Source organism: Micromonospora sp. SL1-18 (genome assembly GCF_047921505.1).
Lineage (GTDB): Bacteria > Actinomycetota > Actinomycetes > Mycobacteriales > Micromonosporaceae > Micromonospora.
In genome coordinates this window covers 1-14159 of sequence record NZ_JBLROA010000069.1, presented here as the reverse complement: position 1 = coordinate 14159, position 14159 = coordinate 1, and the positions used below count along the sequence as shown (strand labels likewise).

Genomic DNA, 14159 nt, shown 5'->3' with positions numbered 1-14159 from the left:
GCCGGACCTCGCAGGTCCGGCCAGCCGCCGATTCTGGCAGCAATTGGGCCGATTTCCGGGCATTCGTGAGCAGCCTCACCACGGCCGGCGCCCCGGCGACGGGCATACGGACGCCGACCTCGGCGGGTCAGGACACCCCGAGGTCGGCGATCCGGAGTCGACACGGCAGCGGGCCAGCCCCTCCGGGGGAGGTTCAGCCCGTGGCCAGCGGCTGCCGGGCCGGGTCCACCGGTGCAGGTAGGGCACCCGTCCCACCGAGATACGCGTGGATGGCCGCGGCGGCGGCCCGCCCTTCGGCGATCGCCCAGACGACCAGCGACGCCCCTCGGTGCATGTCCCCGGCGACGAACACCCCGTCGACATCGGTCTGCCAGTCGGGGCGGGCGTCGACCGCGCCCCGGGCGTTGCGGGTCACCCCGAACTGGGTCAACAGCGGCTGCTCCTCGGTGCCCTCGAAGCCGATGGCCAGCAGCACCAGGTCGGCCGGCAGGTCCCGCTCGGAGCCGGGCAGCACGGTGACGATCCGCCGGCCGTCCCGCTTCTCCACGGTCACCTCGGCGATCCGCACCGCACGCACCTGGCCGGTGCCGTCGTCGACGAACTCCTGCACCGCCACAGCGAAGACCCGCTCGCCGCCCTCCTCGTGCGCCGGGTAGTTGCGCAGGATCCAGGGCCAGGTGGGCCACGGGTCCCGGGCGGCGTCCCGGGCGGCCGGGGGCTCCGGGTAGAGGTCGAGCTGGTGTACGCCGGCCGCGCCCTGCCGGTGCGCCACGCCTAGGCAGTCCGCGGCGGTGTCGCCACCGCCGATGATCACCACGTGCTTGGCGGCCGCGTCGATCGGGGCGCCTTCCGGCGTCCTGGCCAGGGCGGGCTTGCCCTCGCCCGCCGCCGTGACCGCGTGGTTGGCGGCCACCAGGTGCTCCATCGCCTGGTGTACGCCGCGCAGCGCCCGGCCCGGCGTCTCGGGGACGTCGCGGCCCTGCAGCGCGCCGCAGGCGAGCAGCACCGCGTCGTGGTCGGCGCGCAGCCGCTCCGCGGTCACGTCGACGCCGACGTTCACCCCGGTACGGAAGAGCACGCCCTCGGCGGCGAGCTGGGCCAGCCGCCGGTCGATGTGCTGCTTCTCGAGCTTGAAGTCGGGGATGCCGTAGCGGAGCAGACCGCCGAGCGCGTCGTCCCGCTCGTACACGGTGACGGTGTGCCCGGCGCGGGCGAGTTGCTGCGCGGCGGCGAGCCCGGCGGGGCCGGAACCGACCACGGCGACGGACCTGCCGGTCGGGGCCGGCGCCGGGCGGGGGCGCAGCCCGCCGCGGGCCACGGCCGCGTCGGCGATCTCCACCTCGACCTGCTTGATGGTGACCGGTTGCTGGCCGCCGAGGCCGAGCACACACGCCGCCTCGCAGGGCGCCGGGCAGAGCCGGCCGGTGAACTCGGGGAAGTTGTTGGTGGCGTGCAGCGAGGCCACCGCGGCGTCCCAGTCGCCGGTACGGACCAGGTCGTTCCAGTCCGGGATGCGGTTGCCCAGCGGGCACCCGTCGTGACAGAACGGGATGCCGCAGTCCATGCAGCGGGCGGCCTGCTCGCGGATCAACTCCTCGCCGGCCGGCGGGTACACCTCCCGCCAGTCCATGATCCGCACCGGCACAGGGCGGCGCGCGGGCAGCCGCCGGTCGTGGCGCAGGAAACCGTTCGGGTCAGGCACGAGCCACCTCCTCGGTGACCACCCGCGGGGCGGGCGGCACCGGCGCGGCGGAGGGCGCCGTGAGGGCGCTCATCACCGCGTCGTCGACGTCACGGCCGGCGGCTTCGGCGGCCCGCATGATCTCCAACACCCGGCGGTAGTCCCGGGGCACCACGGCGGTGAACTCCTCCACCGCCTCCGGCCAGCGTTTGAGCAGCTCCGCGGCGACCGCCGAGTCGGTCTCGGCGAAGTGCCGCTGCACGAGCTCGTACAGCCGGTCCCGCTCCTCCTCGCGCAGCGGCGACAGGTCGACCAGCTCGGTGTTGACCAGCCGCCGGTCGAGCCTCCAGACGTACGCGGTGCCCCCGGACATGCCGGCGGCGAAGTTGCGCCCGCATCCCCCGAGCACCACCACCGTGCCGCCGGTCATGTACTCGCAGCCGTGGTCGCCGACCCCCTCCACGACGGCCACCGCGCCCGAGTTGCGTACCGCGAACCGCTCGCCGACCCGGCCGCGCAGGAACAGCTCGCCGCCGGTGGCCCCGTACAGGATGGTGTTGCCGGCGATGATCTGGTTCTCGGCCCGCTCCCCCGGCCCGGCCACGGCGCCGACGAACGGCGCGGCCGGATCCGGGCGGACGATGACCCGCCCGCCGGAGAGGCCCTTGCCGACGTAGTCGTTGGCGTCGCCGTGCAGGCGCAGGGTCACCCCGGGCGGCAGGAACGCGCCGAACGACTGGCCGGCGGTACCACGCAGCAGGAACTCGATGGTGTCGGCGGGCAGGCCGGCCCCGCCGAAGCGGCGGGTCACCTCGCCGCCGAGCATCGCGCCGACGCTGCGGTGCTCGTTGCGGATCGCCAGCTCGGCCCGGACCGGGGTGACCGGTGCCTCGGCGCCGGCCCGGGACCGCGCATCGTGGAGCACCGGCTCGGCCAGGGCGATGAGCTGGTTGTCCAGGGCCAGCTCCAGGCCGTGGTCCTGGGCCCGAATCCCGCGCCGGGCCGCGCCCTCGGGCAGCTCCGGCAGGTGCAGGACCCGGCTGAGGTCGACGCCGTGGCCCTTCCAGTGGTCGATCGCCGGGGTGACGTCGAGCAGCTCGGCGTGCCCGATCGCCTCGTCGATGCCGCGGAAGCCCAGTTCGGCCAGGTACCCCCGGACCTCCTCGGCGAGGAAGAGGAAGAAGTTCTCCACGAACTCCGGCCGGCCGGTGAAGCGCTCGCGCAGCACCGGGTTCTGGGTGGCGATGCCGACCGGGCAGGTGTCCAGGTGGCAGACCCGCATCATCACGCAGCCGGAGACGATCAGCGGGGCGGTGGCGAAGCCGAACTCCTCCGCGCCGAGCAGCGCCGCGATCAGCACGTCCCGGCCGGTCTTGAGCTGGCCGTCGACCTGCACGGTGACCCGGTCGCGGAGCTTGTTGAGCAGCAGGGTCTGCTGCGCCTCGGCCAGGCCCAGCTCCCACGGCGTGCCGGCGTGCTTGAGCGAGTTGAGCGGGGACGCGCCGGTGCCGCCGTCGTGGCCGGAGATCAGGATGACGTCGGCCTTGAGCTTGGCCACGCCGGCCGCCACCGTGCCGACGCCGACCTCGCTGACCAGCTTGACGTGCACCCGCGCGGCCGGGTTGACGCACTTGAGGTCGTGCACGAGCTGGGCCAGGTCCTCGATGGAGTAGATGTCGTGGTGCGGCGGCGGCGAGATCAGGCCGACGCCGGGGGTGGCGTGCCGGGTACGGGCGATCCACGGCCAGACCTTGTTGCCCGGCAGCTGCCCGCCCTCGCCGGGCTTCGCGCCCTGGGCCATCTTGATCTGCAGGTCGTCGGCGTTCACCAGGTATTCGCTGGTCACGCCGAACCGGCCGCTGGCGATCTGCTTGACCGCCGAGCGGCGCGCGGGGTCGTGCAGCCGCTCGACGTCCTCGCCGCCCTCGCCGGTGTTGGACTTGCCGCCGAGGCGGTTCATCGCGATGGCGAGGGTCTCGTGCGCCTCCGCCGAGATCGACCCGTACGACATGGCGCCGGTGGCGAACCGCTTGACGATCTCGCTGGCCGGCTCCACCTCGTCCAGCGGCACCGGCGGGCGTACGCCGGCGCGCAGGGTGAACAGGCCGCGCAGCGAGCCGGCCTGAGCGGCCAGCTCGTCGACCTTGGCGGTGTACCGGCGGAAGACGTCGTACTGGCGGCTGCGGGTGGCGTGCTGGAGCAGGAAGACTGTCTCCGGGTTGAACAGGTGCAGCTCGCCGTCGCGGCGCCACTGGTACTCGCCGCCGACCTCCAGCCGGTCGGTGGGCTGCGCGCCGGGGGCCGGCCAGGCCAGCGCGTGCCGGGCGGCCACCTCGGCGTGGATCTCGTTGAGCCCGATACCGCTGATCGTGCTCGGGGTGCCCCTGAAGTAGCGCTCGACCAGGCGGGTGTCCAGGCCGACCGCCTCGAAGACCTGCGCCCCGCAGTACGACGAGACCGTCGAGATGCCCATCTTGGACATGATCTTCAAGACGCCCTTGCCGAGCGCCTTGACGTAGTTGCGGACCGCCTTCTCCGGGTCGACGCCGACCAACGCGCCCGCGGCCGTCATTCGGTCCGGAGAGCCACCTGGCGGCGCGGAGTCCGAATTGTGGCCGTTCAAGATCATGTCCTCGACCGACTCGAAGGCCAGGTACGGGTTGACCGCCGCCGCGCCGTACCCGATCAGCACGGCGGCGTGGTGCACCTCGCGGCAGTCGCCGGACTCCACGACCAGCGCCACCTGGGTACGGGTCTGCTCGCGCACCAGGTGCTGGTGCACCGCCGCGGTGAGCAGCAGCGACGGGATCGGCGCCAGATCGGCGTTGGAGTCCCGGTCGGAGAGCACCAGGATCCGCACGCCGTCCTCGATCGCCTCGGAGACGTGCCGGCAGATCTCGGTGAGCCGGGCCTTGATGCCGGCACCGCCGTCGCGTACCCGGTAGAGGCCGGAGACCCGGACCGCCTTGAAGCCGGGCAGGTCGCCGTCCTCGTCGATGGAGAGGATCTTGGCCAGCTCGTCGTTGTCGATCACGGGATAGGGCAGCACGATCTGCCGGCAGCTCGCCGGGCCCGGTTCGAGCAGGTTGCCCTCCGGGCCGATGGTGGACGCCAGGCTGGTCACCAGCTCCTCCCGGATGGCGTCCAGCGGCGGGTTGGTGACCTGGGCGAAGAGCTGGTGGAAATAGTCGTAGAGCAGCCGCGGCCGGGTGGACAGCGGCGAGATGGGGGTGTCGGTGCCCATCGAGCCGATCGGCTCCGCGCCGCTGCGGGCCATCGGCGCGAGGAGGATCTTCAGCTCCTCCTCTGTGTAGCCGAAGGTCTGCTGCCGGCGGCGTACCGAGTCGTGGGTGTAGACGATGTGCTCGCGCGGCGGCAGCTCGTCAAGGTCGATCAGGCCGGCGTGCAGCCACTCGTCGTACGGCCGGGCGGCGGCCAGCTCGGTCTTGACCTCGTCATCGGATACGATCCGGCCGGCGACGGTGTCGACCAGGAACATCTTGCCGGGCTGGAGGCGACCCTTGGCGACCACGGTGGCCGGGTCGAGGTCGAGCACGCCCGCCTCGCTGCCCAGCACCACCAGGCCGTCGGCGGTCCGCCACCAGCGGCCGGGGCGCAGGCCGTTGCGGTCCAGCACCGCGCCGACGACCTCGCCGTCGGTGAAGGCGACCGAGGCGGGGCCGTCCCACGGCTCCATCAGGCTGGCGTGGAACCGGTAGAAGGACGTCCGACAGGGGTCCATGTCGGGGTCGTTCTCCCACGCCTCCGGGATCATCATGAGCACCGCGTGCGGCAGGCTCCGCCCGGCCAGGTGCAGCAGCTCGAGGACCTCGTCGAAGTTGGCCGAGTCGGAGCCGCCCGGGGTGCAGACGGGGAAGACCCGGCGGATGTTGCCGGGCAGGTTCGGAGTGCGCAGGAGCGCCTCGCGGGCCTGCATCCAGTTGCGGTTGCCGCGAATCGTGTTGATCTCGCCGTTGTGCGCGATGAACCGGTACGGGTGGGCCAGCGGCCAGGACGGGAAGGTGTTGGTGGAGAACCGCGAGTGGACCAGGGCGATCGCGCTGACCACCCGCTCGTCGGTCAGCTCGGGGTAGAACGCGGGCAGCTGGTCCGGGGTGAGCATGCCCTTCCAGACCATGGTCCGCGCCGACAGCGACGGGAAGTACGCCGGCACGTCCCGCTCGGCGGTCTCCCGCTCGGCCTGCTTGCGTACGCAGAACGCCACCCGGTCCAGGTCGAGCCCGGTAAGCGGGGAGCCGGCCGGGCCGGCGGGCGAGGCGGTGAGCCGCCGCGCGGCGAGGAACAGCTGCCGGACCCGGGGCATCGCCGCCAGGGCGGTCTCGCCGAGGCCGCCCGGGTCGGTGGGGACGTCCCGCCAGCCGAGGATCTCGGCCCCCTCGACCAGGGCGTACTTCTCCACCACCTGGCGGGCTCGGGCCTCGGCCGCGTCGTCGTCGGGGAGGAAGACCAGACCGGTGGCGTACTGGCCGGCGGGCGGCAGCGGGAAGCCGGCAACCGCGCGCAGGAACGCGTCCGGCACCTGGATCATGATCCCGGCGCCGTCACCCGTGTTGTGCTCCGCGCCCCGCGCGCCGCGGTGGTCCAACCGGCAGAGCGCCGCGAGACCCTGCGCGACGACGTCGGGCGAACGGCGGCCACGCAGGTCGGCCACGAAGGCCACGCCGCACGCGTCGTGCTCGTACTCGGGGTCGTAGAGCCCCGTCGCCTGTGGGTCCGACTGCGGGCTGAGAGGGTACGGAAAGGCCACCGGGCCTCCTGTCGTCACTCAGGCGGATCATGTTCGGGACGACGTCGGCCCTTGCTGTTTTGTTGAGTCTACGTTAGGGCGGCTGGCGCAAGGCCAGTGCAGATTGATCACATCTTCCAAACTCTGGGACGTGTAGTCTCGCCCGGTGGATGTCGTACGTGCTGACGTACTCGCCCGGGTTGAGCGCTTCTACGACGCGGTGCCCCGGGACGGCGCTCGTGTCGAGGAGCACGGGCCTCTGGTGCTCTTCGTCCGGGACGGCGCCGGCTGGCCGTTCTACGCCCGGCCCCGGCTCGACGCCACCGCGCCGCCCGCGCTGGCCGACGTCAACGCCGTCCGGGCCCGGCAGCGGGAACTGGGCCTGCCGGAGGCGTTCGAGTGGGTGCACGAGATCACCCCGGACCTGCTGGCGGTGGCCCGCTCGGCGGGGCTGTCCGTGCTGGAGGCGCCGCTGATGGTGCTGGACCCGGCCCACCTGCCCGACCCGGCGGCGCTCAGCGACGCACCGGTGCGGGTCCTCGACCCGGCCGACCCGCGCTTCGCGGCGGACGTGGCGGTCCGGCGGGCCGTCGCGGCGGTGGGCTTCTCCAACGGCGGCACCACGCGCGGCGCGGCCGGGCCGGCCGAGCGGGACGCCGCGCTGCCCCGGCTGGACGTGGCCGCCCTGGAGGAGGAGGCGGTCCGGATCGCCGACGGCCGGCGGATCTCCGCACTCGCCGAGACCCCGGACGAAGGGGCGCTGGCCAGCGGGATGGCGATGCGGGTCGGCGACGCGGCGGAGATCGCCGGGGTGGCCACCCTGCCGGTGGCCCGCCGGCGCGGTCTCGGCGCGGCGGTCACCGCCGCCCTCGCCCACGAGCTGCGCGCCGCCGGCACCGACCTGGTCTTCCTCTCCGCCGGCAGCGAGGAGATCGCCCGGGTCTACCTGCGGGTCGGCTTCCGCCGGGTCGGCACCGCCTGCATCGCCGAGCCCGCCGCCCTCCTCGGCTGACCGGCCCCCATCCTCGCCGATCATGGACTTTGCGGCGCCCGGCTTGGACGGGTTCACGGCTCTCGCGCGCGACCACGACTCCATGATCGGCACAGGGCGAGAGTGGGGGTCAGGTCGGCGGGTGCCAGGCGGCGGCGGCAGAGGCGGCCGTGTTGCGCAGCCGGGGGCTGATCGTGCCGAGGGCTGCGTCGCGGGCGCGCAGCGCCAGCCGGCCCCGGGCCTGCAGGACCGCCGACATCCGCCGGGTCTGCCGCACCATGGTCGCCGCGCGGGGCCGGCGCAGCCGGTCGTACGCGGCCACCGCGTCGGGCAGCCGGGACTCGCGCAGCAGCGACGACAGCGTGGCCGCGTCCTCGAAGGCGAGGCAGGCGCCCTGCCCGAGGTGCGGAGGCATGGCGTGCGCGGCGTCCCCGAGCAGCACCACCCCACCCGGCCCGACCGGGAAGCCGTACGCCCGGGGCAGCGGTCGCAGCTCGCGGATCTCCTGCTGCACCAGGTCGGCCGGCTCGGTGACGTCGAGCAGCTCGGCGATCGGCGCGGGCCAGCCCGCGTACCAGCGCTTGAGCAGGGCGAGCTGGGTCTCCGGCGACTCCGGGCGGGGCGCGCCGGCGGCGGTGGCCACCCAGTAGATGCCGCCCCGGCGGGAGGCGCCCGCCGTGCCCCGCTCGCCGAGCGAGGCGGCCACGAAGCGGTAGCCGGCGCCCAGCGTCTCGCCGAACACCGGCTGGTCGTCGGGGAGCTTCGGGGCCCGGTACCAGGGGATGACCGCCCGCCACGCGGCGCAGCCGGAGCTGACCACCGCCGCCTCCGGGGCGAGCTGCCGGCGGATCTCGCTGTCGGTGCCGTCGGCCGCGACCACCAGGTCCGCCGTCACGGCCTGCCGGCCGTCGCCGACCGTCGGGCGCTCCCCGCGGACCGCCCGCACCGTCCGCACGGTCACCCCGGTACGCAGCTCCACCTGGTCGCCGAGGCCGGCGATGAGCGCGTCGTGCAGGTCCTCCCGGTGCACCACCACCGGCATCCGCTCGGCCGGGGTGGGGCGGGGCTGCACCAGCCAGTGCCCATCGGGGCGGCGTACCCCGCCGTCGGGGAGCGGGGTGGCGATCGCGTCCAGCCCGGCGCCGAGGCCGAGGGCACGCAGCGCGCGTACCCCGTTGGGCCAGAGCACGACGGCGGTCGGCTCCGGGCGGACCCGGTCGGCCCGTTCGAGGAGGGTGACCCGCCACCCGGAGCGGGCCAGCGCGCCGGCCACCGCCAGGCCACCGAGGCCGGCGCCGGCCACCACCGCGGTACGCATCGCTCGCTCAGCTGTCCCGGTCTCGGGCGGCCGCCGGGGCCTGGTCGCCCGTCTCGGCACCGGCGCGGGCCGCCGCCGGGCTGGAGCCGGCGTCGTCAGCGCCCGGGGCGCCGGTGTCCGTCGCCGCGACGTCGTCGGCCGCCGGCGGCTCCTCGCCGGTCTCCTGGTACGCGCGGAACTGCTCCTCGCTCACCACCCGGTAACCCTCTGGCGCGACCTTCCGCGACGCGGCCTCCGCGGCGGCGAGGTCGACCTGCGACACGTCGCCACCGGCGGCCGAGGCCGGGGCGGCCGGGACACCGATCGGGATCAGGTAGTCGCGGGGCCCGCGGACCCGCACGAAGTAGGCCAGCGCGCCGAGGAAGACCAGCGCCGCGGTCCACACGTTGAGCCGCAGGCCGAGGATGTGGTTGGCCTCGTCGGTGCGCATCATCTCGATCCAGAACCGGCCCGCGGTGTAGCCCATCACATACAGCGCGAACGCCCGGCCCCGGCCGAACCGCAGCTTGCGGTCGAGGACGAAGACTAGCGCGGCGACGCCGACGTTCCAGACCGCCTCGTAGAGGAAGGTCGGGTGGTAGAGCCCCGGCTGGAGGACCGCCTGGCCGGCGTCGTCGCGCACCGCGTGCCCCGGATTTTCCGGGTCCATCACGTGCACCTGGAGGCCCCAGGGCAGGCTGGTGACGCCACCGTAGAGCTCGTTGTTGAACCAGTTGCCGAACCGGCCGACCGCCTGGGCCAGCGGCAGGCCCGGCGCCAGCGCGTCGGCCACCACCCCCAACGGGATGCCGAGCTGCCGGGCGGCGATCCAGGCGCCGATCGCGCCGCCGGCGACCGCGCCCCAGACGCCGAGCCCGCCCTCCCAGATCGCGAATGCCTTGAGCGGCTGCCCGCCGGCGCCGAAGTACTTCTCCGGCGAGGTGATCACGTGGTAGATCCGCGCGCCGACGATGCCGGCCGGCACCGCCCAGACGGCGATGTCAAGCACCGTGCCGGGGGCGACGCCGCGCCGGCGCAGCCGGTACTCGGTCACCACGCTGGCCAGCACGATGCCGGCGATGATGCAGAGCGCGTACGCCCGGATAGGAACCGGGCCGAACTGCCAGACGGCAGTGCTGGGGCTGGGTAGGGCCGCCAGTGCGGTCATCGGGGCGAGGGTCACGGGTGAACACGCTACCCGTGTGGACCGTGCTTGTGGCACCCCGGTCGGCCCGCGTCACGGGTCGGCCGCGTTCTGGTTTGCGCCCTCGTCGGCTCTTTGTCCATGAACGTGCTCACCTGGGCGGCTCAGCGCACCGGCTTACGGACGCCCTCGGCGAGTTCGGCACTCAGCGTACGCAGGGCGGCCAGCCCGGCGGCCTGGTCCGGAGCGTCGAGCAGGCAGCGGACGAGCGCGCTGCCGACGATGACCGCGTCGGCGTACCCGGCGACGATGCCGGCCTGCGCGCCGGTGCCCACGCCCAGACCGACCCCGACCGGCAGGTCGGTGACCGCACGCGCCCGGGAGACCAGGACCGGCGCCGCCTCGGAGGTCTGCGCCCGGGCGCCCGTGACGCCCATGATCGCGGTGGCGTAGACGAAACCCCGGCAGTGCTCGGTCGTCATCTTCAGCCGCGCGTCGGTGGACGACGGGGAGACCAGGAACGTCCGGTCCAGGCCGTACGCGTCGGAGGCGGCCAGCCACTCGCCGGCCTCCTCCGGGATGAGGTCCGGGGTGACCAGGCCGGTGCCCCCGGCGGCGGCCAGGTCGCGGGCGAACGCGTCGACGCCGTACTGCTCGATCGGGTTCCAGTACGTCATGGTGACCACGGACGCGCCGGTCGCCGCCACCGCCTCGACGACGCGCAGCGTGTCCCGGGTACGCACCCCGCCGGCCAGGGCGATGTCGCTGGCCCGCTGGATGACCGGGCCGTCCATCACCGGGTCGGAGTAGGGAATCTCCACCTCGATGACGTCCACGCCCGCCTCGACCATGGCCTTCACCGCCGCGATGCTGCCCTCGACGGTCGGGAAACCGGCCGGCATGCAGCCGACCAGCACGGCCCGACCGTCCGCACGGGCCTTGTCGAACGCCACCCCGATCCGGCTCACGATCTCACTGCTCCTTGTCGAGGATGCCGAAGTATTCGCCGGCGGTGTGCACGTCCTTGTCGCCCCGACCGGAGAGGTTGACCACGATGACCGGCTCCCGGCCCAGCTCGGCGGCGAGCTGCGGAGCGATCTTGCACGCGCCCGCGAGGGCGTGCGAACTCTCGATCGCGGGGATGATCCCCTCGGTGCGGCAGAGCAGCTCGAACGCGGCCATCGCCTCGTCGTCGTCGACCGGCAGGTACGTCGCCCGGCCGGTGTCGTGCAGCCAGGCGTGCTCCGGCCCGACGCCCGGGTAGTCCAGCCCCGCCGAGATCGAGTGCGACTCGATCGTCTGCCCGTCGGAGTCCTGGAGCACGTACGTACGGGTGCCGTGCAGCACGCCGGCGGAGCCGCCGGTGATGCTGGCCGCGTGCCGGCCGGTCGCCACGCCCGCGCCGCCGGCCTCGAAGCCGTAGAGCCGGACGCCGGTGTCGGGCACGAAGGCGTGGAAGATGCCCAGCGCGTTGGAGCCGCCGCCGACGCAGGCGGCGACGGCGTCCGGCAGCGCGCCGGTCAGGTCGAGGCACTGCCGGCGGGCCTCCTCGCCGATGCCGCGTACGAAGTCCCGGACCATCTCCGGGAACGGGTGCGGGCCGGCGGCGGTGCCGATCAGGTAGTGGGTGCGGTCGACGTTGGCGACCCAGTCCCGCATCGCCTCGTTCATCGCGTCCTTGAGCGTCCGCGAGCCGGTGGTGACCGGGACGACGGTGGCGCCGAGCATCCGCATCCGGGCCACGTTGAGCGCCTGCCGCTGGGTGTCCACCTCGCCCATGTAGACCACGCACTCGAGGTCGAACAGGGCGGCGGCGGTGGCGGTGGCCACGCCGTGCTGGCCGGCCCCGGTCTCGGCGATCACCCGGGTCTTGCCCATCCGCTTGGTGAGCAGGGCCTGGCCGAGCACGTTACGGACCTTGTGGGCGCCGGTGTGGTTGAGGTCCTCCCGCTTAAGCAGGATCCGCGCTCCGGCCTTCGCGGAGAGCCGCCGGGCCTCGTAGAGCAGCGAGGGCGCGCCGGCGTAGTCGCGCAGCAGGGCGTCGAACTCGGCGAGAAAAGCCTCGTCGGCCATCGCCTTCCGGTACGCCGCGTCCAGCTCGTCGAGCGCCGCGACCAGCGCCTCCGGAACGAAGCGCCCACCGAACCGGCCGAAGTGACCGGCGGCGTCGGGGACCTGTGCGGCTGGGGCGTCAGCGGTCATCGCGCTGTCCTCTCGCTGCGTGTCGGACCCGGCGCGGTTCAGCGCACCGGACGGGGGGTGGCCGGGTGGTTGCCGGCGTTGACCAGCTCGGCCACCGCCTCGCGGGGGCTCTTCTGGGTGACCAGGCCCTCGCCGACCAGGACGGCGTCGGCGCCCGCCGAGGCGTACCGGATGAGGTCGTGCGGCCCACGCACACCGGACTCGGCGATCTTGACGACGCTGCTGGGCAGGCCGGGCGCGATCCGCTCGAACACCGAGCGGTCGACCTCCAGCGTACGCAGGTCACGGGCGTTGACCCCGATCACCTGGGCGCCGGCCTCCAGGGCCCGGTCGGCCTCCTCCTCGGTGTGCACCTCGACCAGCGCGGTCATGCCGAGCGACTCGATCCGCTCCAGCAGCCCGACCAGCGCGTTCTGCTCCAACGCCGCGACGATCAGCAGCACCAGGTCGGCGCCGTGCGCCCGCGCCTCGTGCACCTGGTAGCTGGAGACCACGAAGTCCTTGCGCAGCACCGGGACGTTGACCGCGGCCCGCACGGCGGCCAGGTCGTCCAGCGACCCGCCGAACCAGCGGCCCTCGGTCAGCACGCTGATCGCCCGGGCGCCACCGGCCGCGTAGTCCCCGGCCAGGTCAGCCGGGTCGGCGATCTCGGCCAGCCGCCCCTTCGACGGCGAGGAGCGCTTGACCTCGGCGATCACGGCCACGCCGGGCCTGCGCAGGGCCGCGTACGCGTCCAGCGGCGGCGGCGCGGCGGCGGCCAGCTCGCGGATCCGCTCCAGCGGAACCTGCTCCTGTCGCCGGGCCACGTCTTCCCGCACGCCGGCCAGGATCTCGTCGAGTACGCCTGCGGACGGCGCCGAAGCCGGCTCGTCCCCCTCCGCGTGCGCATGCTCAGCAGTCACCAACGGACTCCCCTCTCCGGGTGTCATGGGCAGATGCTAGGGGGCGGCGCCTGGCGGCAAGTCCCGGGGGTATGGCGCTCCTCACGAAATGGGCTGTGGCATGATGGCCGACTTCCGGTGAACGCGATGTCACGCAGCGCCACCCCCAGGTAATCGACGGGTGCTGTGACCAAGCTCAAGGACCACCGGCCCTGCCCAGGTCAGCCCGGTTACCGGACGGTTGACCCGCAGGTCACCACACCGAAACGTGAGCCTGGCAGCATCCGGGTCGGGCAGACTCGATGCGGCGCCTGCCAAAAGTCGCCAAGGATCTCGTACGGGGTGACCATGAGCGCCAACGGGCCGAACCAGACCATCGGGTTCACCACCATCTCCCGGACCGTCGCGTCGCTCGCCGCCGGCGTGGTGCACACCCTCGAACGCGCCGTGATCGGCGACGCCCGGATGCGCACCGCCCGGGGCAACGCCTGGGAGGCGGTCTGCGCCGACCGGGCCCGGGCCGCGCAACGCGAGGAGTTGGACCGCCTGGTGGCCGAGCTGGCCGCCGTTCCGCGCGCGGTGGGCACGGAGCGCCGCGACGCGCGGGACGCCCAGCCGGTCAGCTGACCGTCGGGTCCTCGCCCCGGTCGAGCGCCTCCCAGGCGTCCCGGGTGCCGCGTTCCACCGCCGGCCGGCCGGCGTCCGCCCGGCCCGACGGGCGGGCCTGCCGCTCGTAGCGGGCACCCATCGCCGGCCACGCCCCGCCGCGCAGCGCGGTGAACGCTCCGCCGACCGCCGCGATCAGCCCGCCGACCAGCACCAGCGCCGGCCACTGCCGGCCGACCCCGCCGCCGAGGGCAGCGGTCATGCCGTACCCGCCGCCGGCCGCCACAGCCAGCCCGACCAGGGTCAGCAGGCCGCCCAGCAGGCGCCGGACCCGGCCCCGGGTGGCCAGCACCGCGCCGCCGCCGGCCAGCCCGACCAGGGCGAGGGCGGAGACCCAGGGCAGCAGGTCCGCGCCGGTGCGGGCGTGCCGCACCGGCGGCAGCGACCCCCGGGCGGTCACCTCGACCGACCAGCTCCGGGTCACCGCCCACAGGGCCAGGCCCGCCCCGGCCAGGCACAGCAGCACCGCGTACGTCAGTTCGCGCCGGCCCCGGGTGGCGCGCGAGGTCGTGGTGGGCACGCTCACCGGTGCCGCCTTTCGTTCGCGACT

General features: G+C 74.2%; 10 protein-coding genes. 2 read left to right on the top strand and 8 right to left on the bottom strand.

Annotation, left to right across the window (positions count from 1 at the left end):
- Window positions 1-193: 193 nt before the first annotated feature.
- Window positions 194-1702, bottom strand: coding sequence for a glutamate synthase subunit beta (locus ACNAW0_RS25210; RefSeq protein WP_416290484.1), 1509 nt, complete (start codon window positions 1700-1702; stop codon window positions 194-196).
- Window positions 1695-6449 carry a glutamate synthase large subunit gene (gene gltB / locus ACNAW0_RS25205; RefSeq protein ID WP_416290483.1) on the bottom strand — a complete coding sequence of 1585 codons (4755 nt, stop codon included), beginning with the start codon at window positions 6447-6449 and terminating at the stop codon, window positions 1695-1697. The genes ACNAW0_RS25210 and gltB overlap by 8 nt, the downstream gene beginning before the upstream one ends.
- Before the next feature lie 145 nt (window positions 6450-6594).
- Here gltB and ACNAW0_RS25200 point away from each other — a divergent pair, with 145 nt between their 5' ends.
- Window positions 6595-7440 carry a GNAT family N-acetyltransferase gene (locus tag ACNAW0_RS25200; protein ID WP_416290482.1) on the top strand — a complete coding sequence of 282 codons (846 nt, stop codon included), beginning with the start codon at window positions 6595-6597 and terminating at the stop codon, window positions 7438-7440.
- A 109-nt stretch (window positions 7441-7549) separates the two neighbouring features.
- Here ACNAW0_RS25200 and ACNAW0_RS25195 read toward each other — a convergent pair whose 3' ends face one another.
- The 5 genes from ACNAW0_RS25195 to trpC all read right to left on the bottom strand — a co-directional run bounded on the left by ACNAW0_RS25195 (window position 7550) and on the right by trpC (window position 12964).
- Window positions 7550-8737, bottom strand: coding sequence for an FAD-dependent oxidoreductase (locus ACNAW0_RS25195; RefSeq protein ID WP_416290481.1), 1188 nt, complete (start codon window positions 8735-8737; stop codon window positions 7550-7552).
- Between the two features lie 7 nt (window positions 8738-8744).
- Window positions 8745-9899: a prolipoprotein diacylglyceryl transferase gene (gene lgt, locus ACNAW0_RS25190; protein ID WP_416290480.1), complete on the bottom strand. Its 1155-nt coding sequence runs from the start codon at window positions 9897-9899 to the stop codon at window positions 8745-8747.
- Window positions 9900-10024: 125 nt separating this feature from the next.
- Complete coding sequence (gene trpA, locus ACNAW0_RS25185) at window positions 10025-10828, bottom strand: tryptophan synthase subunit alpha (RefSeq protein WP_416290479.1); 804 nt, start codon at window positions 10826-10828, stop codon at window positions 10025-10027.
- A gap of 4 nt (window positions 10829-10832) precedes the next feature.
- Complete coding sequence (trpB, locus tag ACNAW0_RS25180; protein ID WP_416290478.1) at window positions 10833-12062, bottom strand: tryptophan synthase subunit beta; 1230 nt, start codon at window positions 12060-12062, stop codon at window positions 10833-10835.
- A 38-nt stretch (window positions 12063-12100) separates the two neighbouring features.
- Window positions 12101-12964 (bottom strand): indole-3-glycerol phosphate synthase TrpC, encoded by an 864-nt coding sequence (trpC, locus tag ACNAW0_RS25175; protein WP_416290477.1) that lies wholly within the window; start codon window positions 12962-12964, stop codon window positions 12101-12103.
- Between the two features lie 327 nt (window positions 12965-13291).
- On the opposite strand from trpC, the gene ACNAW0_RS25170 reads away from it, so the two are divergent.
- Window positions 13292-13570 (top strand): hypothetical protein, encoded by a 279-nt coding sequence (locus ACNAW0_RS25170; protein WP_416290503.1) that lies wholly within the window; start codon window positions 13292-13294, stop codon window positions 13568-13570.
- Here ACNAW0_RS25170 and ACNAW0_RS25165 read toward each other — a convergent pair.
- Window positions 13563-14135: a Trp biosynthesis-associated membrane protein gene (locus tag ACNAW0_RS25165; protein WP_416290502.1), complete on the bottom strand. Its 573-nt coding sequence runs from the start codon at window positions 14133-14135 to the stop codon at window positions 13563-13565. The two genes, ACNAW0_RS25170 and ACNAW0_RS25165, sit on opposite strands and share 8 nt — an antisense overlap.
- Window positions 14136-14159: the final 24 nt, after the last annotated feature.